The organism is Bradyrhizobium sp. USDA 326 (assembly GCF_049739485.1).
In the GTDB taxonomy this organism is placed as follows: Bacteria; Pseudomonadota; Alphaproteobacteria; order Rhizobiales; family Xanthobacteraceae; genus Bradyrhizobium.
In genome coordinates this window covers 892,412-908,213 of record NZ_JBMGQA010000001.1, presented here as the reverse complement: position 1 = coordinate 908,213, position 15,802 = coordinate 892,412, and the positions used below count along the sequence as shown (strand labels likewise).

General features: G+C 65.1%; 13 protein-coding genes. 7 read left to right on the top strand and 6 right to left on the bottom strand.

Features of this window, described 5'->3' with window-relative positions; translation table 11 throughout:
• Nucleotides 1-15 precede the first annotated feature (15 nt).
• From pqqC to pqqA, 3 genes are all read right to left on the bottom strand, one after another.
• Complete coding sequence (pqqC, locus tag ABIG06_RS04350) at nucleotides 16-771, bottom strand: pyrroloquinoline-quinone synthase PqqC (protein WP_370140784.1); 756 nt, start codon at nucleotides 769-771, stop codon at nucleotides 16-18.
• Between the two features lie 20 nt (nucleotides 772-791).
• Nucleotides 792-1,721: a pyrroloquinoline quinone biosynthesis protein PqqB gene (gene pqqB / locus ABIG06_RS04345; protein ID WP_370134507.1), complete on the bottom strand. Its 930-nt coding sequence runs from the start codon at nucleotides 1,719-1,721 to the stop codon at nucleotides 792-794.
• A gap of 133 nt (nucleotides 1,722-1,854) precedes the next feature.
• Nucleotides 1,855-1,935 (bottom strand): pyrroloquinoline quinone precursor peptide PqqA, encoded by an 81-nt coding sequence (gene pqqA / locus ABIG06_RS04340; RefSeq protein ID WP_124162599.1) that lies wholly within the window; start codon nucleotides 1,933-1,935, stop codon nucleotides 1,855-1,857.
• 263 nt (nucleotides 1,936-2,198) lie between these two features.
• On the opposite strand from pqqA, the gene ABIG06_RS04335 reads away from it, so the two are divergent.
• From ABIG06_RS04335 to tarD, 5 genes are all read left to right on the top strand, one after another.
• Nucleotides 2,199-2,456, top strand: coding sequence for a DUF6894 family protein (locus ABIG06_RS04335; RefSeq protein ID WP_124162551.1), 258 nt, complete (start codon nucleotides 2,199-2,201; stop codon nucleotides 2,454-2,456).
• A 157-nt stretch (nucleotides 2,457-2,613) separates the two neighbouring features.
• Complete coding sequence (locus tag ABIG06_RS04330) at nucleotides 2,614-4,014, top strand: amidase family protein (protein WP_124162552.1); 1,401 nt, start codon at nucleotides 2,614-2,616, stop codon at nucleotides 4,012-4,014.
• Between the two features lie 2 nt (nucleotides 4,015-4,016).
• Nucleotides 4,017-4,493 carry a glutathione peroxidase gene (locus tag ABIG06_RS04325; protein ID WP_370134505.1) on the top strand — a complete coding sequence of 159 codons (477 nt, stop codon included), beginning with the start codon at nucleotides 4,017-4,019 and terminating at the stop codon, nucleotides 4,491-4,493.
• 11 nt (nucleotides 4,494-4,504) lie between these two features.
• Nucleotides 4,505-4,747, top strand: a complete 243-nt coding sequence (locus tag ABIG06_RS04320; protein WP_029674077.1) for a DUF3297 family protein — start codon at nucleotides 4,505-4,507, stop codon at nucleotides 4,745-4,747.
• Nucleotides 4,748-4,888: 141 nt separating this feature from the next.
• Nucleotides 4,889-6,058: a D(-)-tartrate dehydratase gene (tarD, locus tag ABIG06_RS04315; protein ID WP_370134503.1), complete on the top strand. Its 1,170-nt coding sequence runs from the start codon at nucleotides 4,889-4,891 to the stop codon at nucleotides 6,056-6,058.
• 123 nt (nucleotides 6,059-6,181) lie between these two features.
• Here tarD and ABIG06_RS04310 read toward each other — a convergent pair whose 3' ends face one another.
• Together ABIG06_RS04310 and ABIG06_RS04305 are read right to left on the bottom strand one after the other, a co-directional pair.
• The gene (locus tag ABIG06_RS04310; RefSeq protein WP_424578077.1) at nucleotides 6,182-7,534 is read right to left on the bottom strand and encodes a malonyl-CoA decarboxylase; all 1,353 of its coding nucleotides are present in this window, start codon (nucleotides 7,532-7,534) and stop codon (nucleotides 6,182-6,184) included.
• A 195-nt stretch (nucleotides 7,535-7,729) separates the two neighbouring features.
• Nucleotides 7,730-8,530 (bottom strand): AraC family transcriptional regulator, encoded by an 801-nt coding sequence (locus ABIG06_RS04305; protein ID WP_199752078.1) that lies wholly within the window; start codon nucleotides 8,528-8,530, stop codon nucleotides 7,730-7,732.
• Between the two features lie 60 nt (nucleotides 8,531-8,590).
• Between ABIG06_RS04305 and ABIG06_RS04300 the strand changes: the two genes are divergently transcribed.
• Both ABIG06_RS04300 and ABIG06_RS04295 read left to right on the top strand, forming a co-directional pair.
• Nucleotides 8,591-9,763, top strand: coding sequence for an MFS transporter (locus ABIG06_RS04300; RefSeq protein WP_370134498.1), 1,173 nt, complete (start codon nucleotides 8,591-8,593; stop codon nucleotides 9,761-9,763).
• 472 nt (nucleotides 9,764-10,235) lie between these two features.
• The gene (locus tag ABIG06_RS04295; protein ID WP_124162558.1) at nucleotides 10,236-12,503 is read left to right on the top strand and encodes a cation:proton antiporter; all 2,268 of its coding nucleotides are present in this window, start codon (nucleotides 10,236-10,238) and stop codon (nucleotides 12,501-12,503) included.
• Between the two features lie 136 nt (nucleotides 12,504-12,639).
• Here the strand turns inward: ABIG06_RS04295 and ABIG06_RS04290 are convergent, their stop codons facing one another.
• Nucleotides 12,640-15,795, bottom strand: coding sequence for an efflux RND transporter permease subunit (locus tag ABIG06_RS04290; protein ID WP_370134495.1), 3,156 nt, complete (start codon nucleotides 15,793-15,795; stop codon nucleotides 12,640-12,642).
• Nucleotides 15,796-15,802: the final 7 nt, after the last annotated feature.

The following is a 15,802-nucleotide window of genomic DNA, read 5'->3' as shown; positions in this document are numbered from 1 at the left end:
CCTCAGCTCGCCTTCCTAGTTTTCTTTGGGCACGAACGCGCCCGGCGGAATGTGGCCCTCGACATAGGCGTGCTGGAGCGCATCCAGCTGCACCCACAGCACGTTGGTCTTGAAGATCAGCGCATTGCAGACGGAGGCGCGCTCCTCCGGAGTCCTCGCATGCGTCTTGACATAGTCGAGCGCGAAATTGGCATCGCGCGGCGCCTGGGTCAGGCGGCGCTTGAAGTAGCTCATGATGTCGGGATTGACGAAATCGTAATGCTGCAACATGCCGGCGATACGCTCTTCATGGATGCTCGGCGCGAACAGCTCGGTGAGCGAGGAGGCGATCGCCTCCAGCGGGCTCTTCTCGCGGCAATAGTGCACATAGGCTTCCACCGCGAAGCGCGTCGCCGGCAGGATGCCTTCGGTGGATTCTACGTAAGCGGTGTCGAGCCCGAGCCCTTCGGTCAGCTTAATCCAGCGCTCGATGCCGCCTTCGCTGCCGACGTCGCCGTCATGGTCCTCGATGCGGTGGCGCCATTCCAGCCGCGTGGCGCGGTCGCGAAAGCGCGAGATCACCACCGCGTCCTTGATCGGGATCGTGCTCTGGTAATAGTAGCGATTGAGCGCCCAGGCCTGCACCTGGCCCTTGTTCAGCTTGCCGCCGTGCAGCAGCTTATGGAACGGATGCAGGCTGTGGTAGCGCGTCGCTCCGATATGGCGCAGCGCCGCCTCGAGCTCCTCCGCCGAATTGAGCCTGATATCCCTGCCGATCGAGAGCGCAGTCATTCCCGTCATTGACGCCGCATTCACAGCACGATCTCCGTTCCATCCGCGGGTATCTGCCAGCCCGCCTGCTCAGCGGCTTTGCGCTCGGGCGAGCCGGGCAGCAACGCCGGATTCGAGTTATTGATATGCAGAAACAGCTTCCTGTCGATATTGAGATCGGCCAGCCGCGCGATGGCGCCGTCGTCGCCGGACATGGCGACATGTCCCATGCTCCTGCCGGTCTTGTGGCCGAGCCCGGCTTTGATCATCTCGTCGTCGCGCCAGACCGTGCCGTCGAAGAACACCAGCGCCGCGCCGTCGATCTCGGCCTTGAGCGCGTCGGTCACCTCGGCGCAGGCCGCAATGAAGTAGAAGCACTTGCCGGTGGCCTTGTCGGTGATCCTCAGGCCCAGCGTATCGCCTTCGCCGCTCTCGCCGCCCGGATGCGCCTTGCCTTCCAGATACCAGGCCGACTTGCCCGGCACTGCGAAGGGCAGCACCTCCAGGCCGGAGCGCGCACCATCCGGCGGACGGGGCTCGAATGGCTCATCGATTCCGATCGGCTGACGCCGCACGTGCTTCTCGTTCAGCACGTTGAAGATGCTGTTGCTGTCCAGAATCGCCAGCACTTTCTCATGCGCATAGATTGTGAACGGCGAGCTCTCGCGCATCGAGAGCAGGCCCGCCACCGCATCCACTTCGCCGTTGGTCAGGATCACGCCTGCAATCGGCGTGTGACGCAGCGCGCCCGCCTTGGGGTGCAGCTGTGGCGTGGCATTCAATTGCTGCCGCAGGTCGGGGGAGGCGTTGATCAGGAACCAGTGCTCGCCGTCGCCGCTGAAGGCCACCGAGGCCTGCGTCCTTTGAAGCTCGTGGCCGCCGCTACGGGCCGCCCGACAGCCCTCGCACCCGCAATTCCATTGCGGAACTCCGCCGCCGGCCCCGGCGCCCAGGACGACGACGCGAAGCATGATTCGTCTCCTGGAGGTAACGTCGCGAGGTGGATCTCAGACCGACACGAATCCTGTCTTCCGGAAACGTATTGTGACCGAAAGACGTCGGACCGAAAGATCCACCTGCGCAGAGCGCAATCTCACCAACCGCTTACTTGCGGGTGGCGCTCACATACATGTTGATTTCCATGCCGCAGGGCACTTCGATGATCTTCGGGGCTTTCCAGGCCATTTCGGCTCTCCATATTCGTGAATTCGGGACGTATCCGCCCGCTCGTTAGACTAATGCCGGCGGAGAACTTCGCCAGTGAAATTTTCCCGACCTAGGTAGTAGGCCGGCAGAATTGCTGCACTGCAAAGAGAGCGCATTGCGGCCGCAAAGTTGAGCGAATGCCGTACGCAAAATAACCGATAGGTCGTGATCCCTGTCGGGATAAACGAGTTGTGAGTATGGAACGGCTTCTATTCGGCTACAGGCGACCCCATGGATCAGGCATGCCCAGATATTTCTTCAACACCCGTATCGGCGACGAATTGATCGTGGATCCCGACGGCGAGGACCTGCGCAACCCCGACCGCGCCTGGGAGGTCGCTCGTCAGATGATCCTGGAGGTCGTGAAGTCGGAGGGTGCACAGCCGGCGCTGCTCGAGGCGGTCATCGAGGTGACCGACGATGATGGGGAAATCGTGCTGGAGTTTCCCTTTACCGAGGCCCTGCTGGACATGCCGGATCAGTCCGCGACGAGACATTAGAGGCGCGCAAGGTGTGCTCCCTCTCCCGCAAGCGGGAAAGGTTGCAGCGTGCCCGTGGTTAGACCTGTGCAGCACTGACATCCCTTCACCTCCGCGAAAACCGCATGGCTTTGCCGCGTTCCCGGCGCTAAAAGACGCCGATTACACGGAGCAAGCCATGCAAGATCTCTGGCGCCTGTCGGCCGCCGACCTCGTTACCCTCGTCAAATCCAAGAAGGTTTCCGCCAGGGAGGCTGCGCAGGCCGGCCTCGCGCGCCTGGATGCCGTCAATCCCCGCCTCAACGCGGTGATCGACCACCGGCCGGACGACGTCCTCAAACAGGCTGATGCCGTGGATGCCGCCATCGCGCGCGGGGAGGATCCCGGTGTCCTCGCCGGCGTGCCCGTCACCATCAAGGCCAATGTCGACCAAGAAGGCTTTGCCACCACCAACGGCCTAAAGCTGCAGCGCGACGTGATCGCGCGCGAGGACAATCCGGTGGTCGCCAATTTTCGTAAATCGGGCGCCATTCTGCTCGGCCGCACCAATTGCCCGGCCTTCTCCTATCGCTGGTTCACCACCAACCTCATCCACGGCGACACCAAGAATCCCCGCGACTCCTCGCTGACCCCGGGCGGCTCGTCCGGCGGCGCCGGCTCGGCGGTCGCGGCCGGCATCGGCCACATTGCCCATGGCACCGACATCGCCGGCTCGATCCGCTATCCCGCCTATGCCTGCGGCGTCCACGGCCTGCGTCCGACGCTCGGCCGTATCCCCGCCTTCAATCCGGCGCTGCCGGAGCGCCCGATCGGGCCGCAGATCATGGCGGTCTCGGGACCGCTGGCGCGCACGGTCAACGACATCAGGATCTCGCTCGAGGCGATGTCAGCCCGCGACATCCGCGATCCCTGGTTCGTGCCGGCGCCGCTGGAAGGCCCCGCACGGGACAAGCGCGCCGCGCTCTGCCTCAACCCGGGCGGCCTTGCCACCACGCCGGAGGTGAAGGCCGCGGTCAGCGACGCCGGCAAGCGGCTCGAACGCGCCGGTTGGACCGTCGATGTGATCGAGGACACGCCGCCGATGCGCGAGGCGGTGGAGTGGCAGATCAAGCTCTGGCTCGGCGACGGCTATGAGGCGCAGCTCGAAATGGCCGAGCGCGAGGGCGATCCCGGTGCGCTGGCCTGCCTGCGCGGCAACCGCGCCAGGGTCACCCCGATGGACCAGGCGAACTACGCCAAGGCGCTGACCCGAAGAGCCGCGCTGACCCGCGAATGGATGTTGTTCTTCGAGAAGTACGCCGTGCTGCTGACGCCGGTCTCCGGCGAGCTGCCGTTCCCGGATCATCTCGACCGCAAGGATGACGAATCCTTCAAGCGCGTCTGGGAGGCGCAGCTGCCGCAGATCGCCATTCCCTTCATGGGCCTGCCGGGTCTCGTGGTCTCCACCGGTCTCGTCGGCAAGGCCCCGGTCGGCGTGCACATCGTCTCCGGCCGCTACCGCGAAGACCTCTGCCTGCTCGCGGGCGAAGCGATCGAGGCCGGCGGCGTGCCGCCGTCGCCGATCGATCCCGTGGGCTAGCGATGACCGCCATTTACGACTTCAAGGCCAACTCGCTTGCCGGCGAGGAGGTGCCGATGAGGCGTTTCGAGGGGCGGGTGCTGCTGATCGTCAACACCGCGAGCAAATGCGGCTTCACGCCGCAATATCGCGGCCTCGAGGATCTCTACCGCGATCTCTCGCCGCGCGGCTTCTCCGTGCTCGGCTTTCCCTGCAACCAGTTCGGGGCGCAGGAGCCGGGCCGGGCGAGCGAGATCCAGGAGTTCTGCTCGACCAATTACGACGTCACCTTTCCCCTGTTCGAGAAGATCGACGTCAACGGCGCCAATGCGCATCCTCTCTATGAGTACCTGAAACGTCAGCGATCCGGCCTCTTGGGCGCCTCCATCAAATGGAATTTCACCAAATTCCTGGTGGATCGTGCCGGCAAGGTGGTCGCGCGCTACGCGCCGACCGCACGGCCCGAAGGATTGCGGCGACAAATCGAGACCCTGTTGTGAGCGAGACAATCATGAGCGACGAATTTCCGGACCGCCTGTCGGTCGACCCGAACAGCCCCTACTACAACGCCGACATTCTGGCGCGCGACGTCGGCATCCGCTTCAAGGGCATCGAGAAGACCAATGTCGAGGAGTACTGCATCAGCGAAGGCTGGGTCCGCGTCACCGCGGGCAACGCCAAGGACCGCCACGGCAACCCGCTGACCATCAAGGTGCACGGACCCGTGGAGCCGTATTTCAGGGATAAGAAATAGCTTGAGCTGAGCGCGCGCCTCCCTCTCCTCGTCATTGCGAGCGAAGCGACGCAATCCAGAATCTTTCCGCCGAGGCAGTCTGGATTGCTTCGTCGCTTCGCTCCTCGCAATGACGACAATAACCGCCGAAAGCCCAACCCCATGTCCGTCCGCATCGTCGACGTCCGCGAGATCACCAAGCCGATCTCATCGCCGATCCGCAATGCCTATATCGACTTCACGAAGATGACGACGAGCCTCGTCGCCGTCGTCACCGATGTCATGCGCGACGGCAAGCGCGTCGTCGGCTACGGCTTCAACTCCAACGGCCGCTACGGGCAGGGCGGCCTGATCCGCGAGCGCTTCGCCGCGCGCATCCTCGAAGCCGATCCGAAGTCGTTGCTGGATGACGCCGGCGACAATCTCGACCCCTACAAGGTCTGGGCGGCGATGATGGCCAACGAGAAGCCGGGCGGACATGGCGAGCGCTCCGTCGCGGTCGGCACCATCGACATGGCGCTGTGGGATGCGGTGGCGAAGATCGCGGGCAAGCCGCTGTTTCGCCTGCTCGCCGAACGTCACGGCGTGACCGCCGATCCGCGCGTTTTCGTCTACGCCGCCGGCGGCTATTACTATCCCGGCAAGGGCCTGTCGATGCTGCGCGGCGAGATGCGCGGCTATCTCGATCGCGGCTACAACGTCGTGAAGATGAAGATCGGCGGCGCTCCGATCGAGGAAGACCGTAAGCGCATCGAGGCTGTGCTGGAAGAGATCGGCAAGGACGCGCAGCTCGCCGTCGATGCCAACGGCCGCTTCGACTTGGAGACGGCGATTGCCTACGCCAAGATGCTGCGGGACTATCCGCTGTTCTGGTATGAGGAGGCCGGCGATCCCCTCGACTACGCGCTGCAGGCCGCGCTCGCCGAATTCTATCCGGGCCCGATGGCGACAGGCGAAAACCTGTTCAGCCACCAGGACGCCCGCAATCTCATCCGCTACGGGGGCATGCGACCCGACCGCGACTGGTTGCAATTCGATTGCGCACTGTCCTATGGCCTGTGCGAATACCAGCGCACGCTTGAAGTCCTGAAGACCCACGGCTGGTCACCGAGCCGCTGCATCCCGCATGGCGGCCACCAGATGTCGCTCAACATCGCCGCCGGCCTCGGTCTCGGCGGTAACGAGAGCTACCCCGACCTGTTCCAGCCCTACGGCGGCTTCCCCGACGGTGTGCGTGTCGAGAACGGCCACATCACCATGCCCGACCTTCCCGGCATCGGCTTCGAAGGCAAGTCGGATCTCTACAAGGAGATGAAGGCGCTGGCGGAGTAGCCCGGCAACAAATTCCGTTATTGCGAGCGCAGCGAAGCAATCCAGAGTCTTTCCGCGGCGGCAGTCTGGATTGCTTCGTCGCAAGGGCCCCTCGCAATGGCGGCCGGGTGCGAGCTGTGACCCCTACGACAACCGCATATCCAGCAGCCTTCGTCCTTCGCTCTTCAGCAGCTTCTTCACAGCGCTCGACGCGACCACCTCGCCGTCATTGGCATAGGCCTCGTGGTTCTTCTCGATGTAGTCGAGGCGGTAGAGGTAGTTGACCATGATGCCCGCCGACTCGCGCAGGCCCTTCGGCGAGAGGTCCCCTAACCAGTTGATGCGCTCGAGCCTTGCGCCGTTGCCGAGATGGAAGCGGGCGACGGAATCGATCAGCCGGCCCTTCGGCGTGCGCGCCTTGAGGAAATAGTGCGCGGCGAGGGGCTCCAGCACGCTGCGCAGCAGCGCCGCCGTCTCGGGGCTCTCGAACCATTTGGGCTCGTCGAGACGCTTCAGCACCTCGCGGTCCTCGTCCGACAGCGGCAATTCCTTGTCCTGCCTCACCCAGGCCATGAAGCCGGGCACCGGAGACAGCGTCACGAAGGTGTCGAGCTTCGGCAGTTCGCGGCGCAACTCTTCCACCACCTGCTTGATCAGGAAGCTGCCGAAGGAGATGCCGCCAAGGCCGCGCTGGGTGTTGGAGATCGAATAGAACACGGCGGTGCGCGCGCGCTCGATCGGCAGATGCTGGCGGTCGACCGCAAGCAAGGGCGCGATCGCGCCCGGCATCGTCTCGGTCAGCGCCACCTCGACGAAGATCAGGGGTTCGTCGACCATCGCAGGATGGAAGAAGGCGTAGCAGCGGCGGTCGACCGGATCGATGCGGCGCCGCAGGTCGTCCCAGTCGCTGATCTCATGCACGGCTTCGTAGCGGATGATCTTTTCGAGGATGTTGGCCGGGGTCGACCAGTCGATCCTGCGCAGCACGAGAAACCCCCTGTTGAACCACGAAGAGAGAAGGTGCGAGACGTCGCGGTCGAGCGCGGCGAGATCGGTGTGCCCGTTCATCATGCCGAGCAAATCGGCGCGCATGTTGACGAGATCGCCGGTGCCGCCCGGCGCGCGGTTGAGACGGCGGATCAGCTCCTGCCGCCGCGGCTCGGAAGCGAAGTGCAACGAGCTCGCATCCTCGTCGCTCGGCTTGGCGCGCCATTGCTCGATCGCCTTGGACAGGCGCTCCCGATCGGGGCCGAAATCGCGCACCAGTCCCTCGAAGAAGGCGCGGCGTCCCGCCGCATCCAGCTCGCGGTAGATGTCGAGCACCTCGCGCGCCATCGCGGTGCCGGAGGCTTCGCCCCGGCCCGACAGCAACGCATCGCATAGCTCGATCAGCCCATCGGCATCCCGCTTGGTGTCGGCGGAGTCCCCGCGGCGAAGCAGCGTGCGGCCGCGCTCGGAGATGGTGGCGAGCAGGTCGGAGAAGAAGGCATTGGCCATCTGGACTTTTCAATTCCGGTTTGTGCGTTGTCGAAGCTTACACGGGATTTAGGCGGAAGCCGATCACAATCAAGCGTCATTTTGATGGTGTGGCACGTCTCGTCAGTCTCTTTGGTCATGGCAGGGCTTGACCCCGCCATCCATCCCAATTGCAAAGCTTTTTGCGAAGGGATGGACACGCCCGCGTGTGACGAGCTAACCCTTCCCCGCAAACTCCGTCGGCGTGCGTCCCGTCACCTGACGGAACGCGGCCGAGAACGCCGGCACGCTGGCATAGCCGAGCTGGGTGGCGAGCTGCTTCACCGACACGCTCGCATCCGTCGACAGCCGCTGGATCGCGGAGGCGATGCGGGCGCGCTGGCACCAGCTCTTGAAGCTCAGCTGCGTCTCGCTCGAAAACAACCGCGACAGCGTGCGCGCGGAGGTGCCGACCTCGCGCGCCAGGGTGTCGATGTCGTGCAGGCCGGTGGGGTCGTCGAGCACGATCATGGCGGCGCGGCGGCAGCGCGGCTCGCGCGGCAGCGGCACGAAGGTCGCGGAATCCTCGGCCTGGTGCAACTCCAGCATCACGAGGCGCACCAATAGTTCGGTGCGCTCCTCGGTGTTGCGCGCGTCGAACAGCGCGAGGATCGCCTGGTGCAGCAGCGGCGACACCCGCACCACGAACTCCCTGGTCAACCCCTCATAGCGCTGCTCGCGCTTCAGCCAGGCGAGGTCGAAATACAGCGTGCGCATCTCGATGTCGGCAAGCAGGTCGAGGGCATGCTCGAGCCCGGCCGGCACCCAGACCGCGCGGTCCGGCGGCACCAGCCAGCGTCCCTCGGGCGTCGTCACCTGCATGGTGCCGCGTGCCGCATAGATCAGCTGCGCCTCGCGGTGCAAATGCGGGTCGATCCGCAGGCCCTTGGGATAGTCACGCGCGACCAGGTGCACGCCCGAGGGCGAGCGATGGTTGCTGCGGACCTCCCGCAGGATTGGCGTTTCCAAGACAGTCATTGGCGGCACCCCGTCATGGGGAGGACATATAACTCATTTCGGAGCAGGAGAGGATTCGGAATGAACAGCCCCAGCCGGGTGATCGGTTTCGTCAACGCAGGCCATTTCATCGACCATTATTCGATGCTGATCTTCGCCGCCGCCGTCATCATCATGGGGCCGGCGCTCGGCATGGCCTATTCGGAACTCCTGCCTTACGCGACGCCGGGCTTCGTCGCCTTCGGCGCGGGCTCGCTGCTGACCGGCTGGCTCGGCGACCGCTGGAGCCGCCGCCACATGATGCTGATCTTCTTCGTCGGCATCGGCGCCTCCATGATCGCGGTCGGCTTCGTGCAGACGCCCGCGCAGCTCGGCGCGGCGCTGCTTGCGATCGGCATCTTCGCCTCGATCTATCACCCCGTCGGCACGGCGATGATCGTGTCCTATGCCGAGAAGCTCGGCCGCGAGATGGGGCTGAACGGCGTCTGGGGCAATCTCGGCGTCGCCTCCTCGGCGTTGGTCACCGGCGTGATCGGCCAGTATCTCGGCTGGCGATCCGCCTTCATCGTTCCCGGTGTCTTCACGATCCTGATCGGCATCGCGTTCGCAATGACGGTCGTGCACGAGGACCGCAAGGGTTCGAAGCAGGCGGCGGCGCAGGCTCGCGTCGCCAGGCAGGACATGTGGCGCGTGGTCCTGGCCCTGCTGATCGTGGTGATCGCGATCTCCACGACATTCAACGCGGTCACCGTGGCGCTGCCAAAACTGTTTGCGGAGCGGCTCGCGGACCTCACGAGGAGCCCGGCGCTGCTCGGCGTCATCGCCGCCTGCGTCTACGTGTTCGGCGCGATGACCCAGTACACGATCGGCCGGCTGCTCGACCGCTACTCGCTGAAGACGGTGGCGTTGCCGCTGTCCTTCATGCTGGCGCCGTTCCTCTATCTGGCCGCCAGCCTGAGCAATCTGCCGCTGATCCTGGTCTCGATCGGCATCGTCATGGGCGCGTTCGGGCAGGTCACGGTGAACGATGCCATGGTCGGCAAGTACACCACCGAGGAGTGGCGCTCGCGCGCCTACGCGGTGCGCTATTTCGTTGGCTTCACCGCGGCCGGCGCCTCCGTCGGGCTCGTCGCATGGCTGTACGAGCAGGGCGGCTTCGTCACCATGCTGCACGCCTTCGCCGCCCTATGCCTGTTCGCGATCGCCGCCGCGCTGATCCTGCCGCGCGAGATCAGGACGCCGCAGACGGTGTGAGCGCGGCGGTCTCGTGTCCCGGACACGCTGCAACGCTCCCGGCGATGCGAAGCATCGTCCGGTGCGTTGCGGCGCAGAGCCGGGACCCGGAGGCCGCTCTCTCCGCCCCGTCATTGCGAGCGCAGCGAAGCAACCCAGAGGCCCTCCGCGGAGACAGTCTGGATTATTTTGCTGCGCTCGCAATGACGGGGGATGTGGCAGGCGGCAGGGCCTGCGGTGTTACTCCCCCCGGTGCCTGCCGATCATGCCATTCTGCCAGTGTTTTGCCCGACGGAGCAAGTTGATTCGGCAAGGTCGAAATTTGTGGGGCCTTTCAAGCCCATCTCTACTGTGCATGGGGTTGTTTTCGCACTTTTCGTTTCGATCCTCCCACTCCCGCCGCGAGAGCTTGGAACTCCCTTCGCCTCCGGCGGGTTCTATCTCTGTCGCCGCGGCACCTCGCCGGGGCAGATGAAGGGGGAAGAACACCTGCATGCCTTGGCGCCTGCTCCGACCCGTCGGCCTCGTCCCCGCGGCGCTTGTCCTCACCACCATTGCGGCCTGTGCCGAAGCGGGCAAATCGGCCGGTCCGTCAGAATTCCTCCTGATCGTGCAGATCGTGCTGCTGATCGCGGTCGGCCGCGGGCTCGGCGAGATCATGCAGCGGATCGGCCAGCCCTCGGTGATCGGCGAGTTGCTCGCCGGCATCATTCTCGGGCCGTCGCTGTTGGGCTGGATCTGGCCCGAGGCGCAGCACGCGATCTTCCCGAAGACGCCCGAGCAGAAGGCGATGATCGACGGCATCGCGCAAGTGGGCATCTTGCTGCTGCTGTTGCTCACCGGCATGGAGACCGACCTCAAGCTGGTCCGGAAGGTCGGCAAGGCCGCGATCGCGATCTCGATCGCCGGCATCGTCGTGCCCTTCGTCTGCGGCTTTGTCCTGGGTGAATTCCTGCCGGACGCGCTGCTGCCCAATCCGCAGGAGCGCCTCGTGGCCTCGCTGTTCATGGGCACGGCGCTGTCGATCTCCTCGGTGAAGATCGTCGCCGTGGTGGTGCGCGAGATGAACTTCATGCGCCGCAACGTCGGGCAGATCATCGTCGCGACCGCCGTCATCGACGACACCATCGGTTGGATCATCATCGCCGTCATCTTCAGCCTGGCCTCGCACGGCACGCTCGACATCGCCTCGGTGGCAAAAGCCGTGCTGGGCACGCTCGCCTTCCTCGCCGTCAGCTTCACCATCGGCCGCCGCCTGGTGTTCCTGCTGATCCGCTGGGCCAACGACACGCTTCTCAGCGCGGCTGCCGTCATCACCGTGATCCTGCTGTTGATGAGCGTCATGGCGTTGATCACCCATCTGATCGGCGTTCACACCGTGCTCGGTGCCTTCGTCGCCGGCATCCTGGTCGGCGAGTCCCCGATCCTGACGCGGCAGATCGACGAGCGCCTGCGCGGGCTGATCTCGAGCTTCTTCATGCCGGTGTTCTTCGGCCTCGCCGGCCTCAGCGCCGACCTTTCGGTGCTGCGCGATCCCAATCTCCTGATGCTCACCGGCCTGCTGGTGGTGATCGCCAGCGCCGGCAAGTTCGGCGGCGCCTTTGTCGGCGGCACCGCAGGCGGCTTGAGCTATCGGGAGTCGCTGGCGCTCGCCAGCGGGATGAACGCGCGCGGCTCGACCGAGGTGATCATCGCCACCATCGGCCTCTCCATCGGCGTGCTGAGCCAGAACCTGTTCACGATGATCGTGACCATGGCGATCGTGACAACGATGGCGATGCCGCCGATGCTGCGCGCGGCGCTGGCCAGGCTGCCGATGAACGAGGAGGAGAGGGAACGGCTGGAGCGGGAAGAGTTCGAGAAGCGCGGCTTCATCGCCAATCTCGAGCGCCCCCTGCTGGCGGTGGACGAAAGCGTCAACGCCACCTTCGCCGCCCACGTCGCGGGCCTGATCGCCGGCATGCGCGGCCTGCCGATCACCGTGCTGCATATCGGCCAGCGCGCCAAGGAACAGGAGAAGGGACGTGACGAGGAGGAAAGCCACGAAGCCGTGGTGAAGAAGGCCGCCGAGACGGTGTCCGTCGACGGTGGTGGAGGCGTCGGCGAGGTCGATGTCGTCACCCGCGCGAGGCAGGCGGAGCTCGGCGCGACGATCGCCGGCGAAGCGCGCAAGGGCTTCGATCTCATGGTCGTCGGCATCGACAAGTTGACCGCGACCACGGACCGCTTCGACCGGAGGATCGACGACATCGCGGCGGAGTTCGAAGGACCGCTCGCGATCGTCGCGGCCAAAGGCAAGCACCTGAAGCAGCCGATACCCGACGCGCTCAACATCCTCGTTCCGGTTTCCGGCAGCGGCGTCTCCAAGCGGGGTGCCGAGACGGCGGTGGCGCTGGCACAAGCGGGATCAGGCTCGCTCCGGGTGATCTATGTGGCGACGACGCGGGACAAGGGCGCACAGCGCGGCGCTTCCCGCGGACTGAGCCAGGAGGCGGGCATCCTCAAGGACGCCAGCGATCTCGCCGCCCGCTACGACGTCGACATCACCACCACGCTGCGGGTGAACCGGGCGCCGGAGGCGGCGATCCTCCGCGAGATCGACACCACCGACGTCGACCTCGTCGTCATGGGCGTGGACCGCATCCAGGCCGACCATCTCTCCTTCGGCGGTGTCGCCGACGCCGTGCTCCGGCGGTCGAAGGTGTCAGTGTTGCTGGTGTCGAGCGGCGAAGCGCGACGGACTCCGGCGGAGAAGGCTTGAGCGACAGCGCGCACTCTCTCCCCGTCATTGCGAGAAGCGAAGCGACGAAGCAATCCAGACTCCCTCTGCGGAAAGATTCTAGATTGCTTCGTCGCAAGAGCTCCTCGTGATGACGATCGTGGCCGATAGCCGCCGTCTACTTCACCTCCGCCACCGTCTTCACCTTCGGCGCCTTCTTCGACGCCCGCCAGTTCTCGAAGCGCTGCACCACCACGAAGAAGGCCGGCACGAACAGCACCGCGAGGCAGGTCGAGGCCAGCATGCCTGAGAACACGGTGATGCCGATCGACTTGCGTGCGCTGGCGCCGGCGCCGGTCGCGAGCACCAGCGGCACCACGCCGAGGATGAAGGCGAACGAGGTCATCAGGATCGGGCGGAAGCGGGCGCGCGCGGCTTCGATGGCGGACTCCATGATCGGCTTGCCCTCGCGACCGTGCAGCTCGAGCCCGACCTCGACGATCAGGATCGCGTTCTTGGCCGACAGCGCGATCAGGAGGATCAGGCCGATCTGGCAATAGAGATTGTTGTCGATCTTGAGCCCGGAGAGGATCAGCATCGGCCCGAGCAGCGACAGCGGCACGGCGAGGATCACCGAGATCGGCGCGTACCAGCTTTCGTACTGGCCGGCGAGCACGAGATAGACCAGCAGCATGGCGAGGCCGAACACCCAGTAGATCTGGTTCGAGACCGCCTTCTCCTGATACGACATCGCCGTCCATTCATAGCCGGTGCCCGGCGGCAGCGTCTTGTCCGCGATCTCCTCCATCAGCTTCAGCGACTGGCCGGAGGAATAGCCCTGCGCCGGCAGTCCGATCACGGTCGAGGACGGATAGAGGTTGTAGAGGCTGATCAGCGACGGACCCGTCGCCGGCGTGATCTTGGCGACGGTGCCGATCGGGATCATGTCGCCGTTCGAGTTGCGCACCTGCATGTTCGCGATGTCGCGCTCGGTCAGGCGGAACTCCGGATCGGCCTGGGTGTAGACCTGGAACACGCGGCCGAACTTGTTGAACTGGTTGACGTAGGACGAGCCGAGATAGGTCGAAAGCGCCGAGAACACCTGATCGGTGGTCACGTGCAGCGTCTGGGTCTTGACGCGGTCGATCTCGACGTCGAATTGCGGAACGGACGAGCGGAACGAGGATTGCACGCGCTGCAGCGCGCTCTGGCTCTGGGCGTTACTGACCATCGCGCCGGTGATGGCCTGCAGCTTGGCGAAATCGCTGTTGCCGTCGCGCAGCTCGACCTGCATCGAGAAGCCGGCGGCGTTGCCGATGCCCTGGATCGGCGGCGGCGGCAGCACGATCGTGCGCGCCTCCATGATGGTCGCGAGTTTGTCGTTGAGGCCAAAGACCAGCGAGCGCAGATCCTCGCCGGGCCCTTTGCGGGCGTCCCAATCCTTCAGGATGATGTAGGCGACGCCGGCATTGGCGAGGCTCGCGCTGTTGTCGAGCGCCGAGATGCCCGCGATGGTGATGACCTGCTGGACTCCAGGGGTGTCCTTGATCAGCTCGCTCGCTCTGTCGAGCACCTTCTGAGTCCGCTCCAGCGCGGCGCCGTCGGGCAGCTGCACGGCGGCGATCAGATAGCCCTGGTCCTCGATCGGCAGAAATCCGGTCGGCACCCGCGACAGGCCGTAGGCGCTGGCTCCGATGATCAGCAGCGCGAACGCGACCGAGATGGTGGCGTGCCTGACGAGGAACGTGATCAGCCTTGTATAGCCGCGCTCGACGCGGGCATAGACCGCATTGAAACCGCGATAGAAGAAATTGCGCTGCTCCGGCGGCACTGGCGGCCGCAGCCAGAGCGCGCATTGCGTCGGCTTCAGCGTCGCCGCGTTGATGGCAGACAACAGCGCGGTCGCGGCGATCACCAGCGCGAATTGCGAATAGATGCGCCCGGTGAGCCCTGCAAGGAACGAGGCCGGCAGGAACACCGAGATCAGCACCAGGGTGATGCCGACGATCGGCGCGAACAGCTGGTCCATCGCCTTGATCGCGGCGTCGTGGCCGTTCATGCCCTGCTCGATGTTGTGCGCGGCGCCTTCGACCACGACAATGGCGTCGTCGACGACGATGCCGATCGCGAGCACGATCGCGAACAGCGTCGACATGTTGACGGTGAAGCCGAGCGCCGCCATCGCGGCGAAGGCGCCGATGATGGTGACGGGAACGGTGGTCGCCGGCACCAGCATCGCGCGCCAGTCCTGCAGGAACACGAGGATCACGACCAGCACGAGCAGGCCGGCCTCGATCAGGGTCATGTAGACCTCGTGCACCGAGGCTTCCACGAATTTGGTGGTGTCGAACGGCGTGTCGTACCTGATGCCTTCCGGAAAGCGCTTGGCGAGCTCGGCCATCTTCTTCTCGACGGCCTGCTCGACCTGGAGCGCATTGGCGCCAGGCGACTGGAATACGCCGATGCCGACCGCCGGCTGCTTGTTGAGCGAGAAGATCTGGCTGTAGGTCTGCGCGCCGAGCTCGACCCAGCCGACGTCGCGCACGCGCGTGACATCGCCGTTGGTGCCTGACTTGACGATGATGTTCTCGAACTGGCCGGCGTCGTCGAGCCGTCCGTTGACGTTCAGCGTGTACTGGAACGCCTGTCCCGGCGGTGTCGGCGGCGCGCCGATCTGGCCGGCCGAGACCTGCTGGCTCTGCTGCTGGATCGCCTGGATCACGTCCTGCGGCACGAGGCCACGGACCTGCAGCTTGTTGGGATCGAGCCAGATCCGCATCGAGTACTGGCCGGCGCCGAACACCGTGACGTTGCCGACGCCGGGCAGGCGGGAGAGCTCGTCGCGAATGTTGATGGTGGCGTAATTGCTCAGATACAGGCTGTCGTATCGCGAATCCGGCGAGGTCAGCGTGACGAACAGCAGGATCGAGGTCGATCGCTTCTGCACGGTGACGCCCTGGTTCTGCACCGCCTGCGGCAATTGTGACAGTGCGCTGGAGACGCGGTTCTGCACCAGCACCTGCGCGAAGTTGAGGTCGGTGCCGATCTTGAAGGTCACGGTCAGGGTGTAGGTGCCGTCGGAGCCGCTGTAGGACTGCATGTACAGCATGTCCTCGACGCCGTTGACCTGCTGCTCGATCGGCAGCGCGACGGTGTCGATCACGGTCTTGGCGCTGGCGCCGGGATAGCGCGTGGTGACCTGCACGGTCGGCGGCACCACGTCGGGATATTGCGCGATGGCGAGGTTGAACAGCGCGACGCCGCCGATCAGGATCATCAGAAGCGCAATGACGTTCGAGAGGACGGGCCGCTCGATGAAGAATTTTGAGATCATGGCTGGC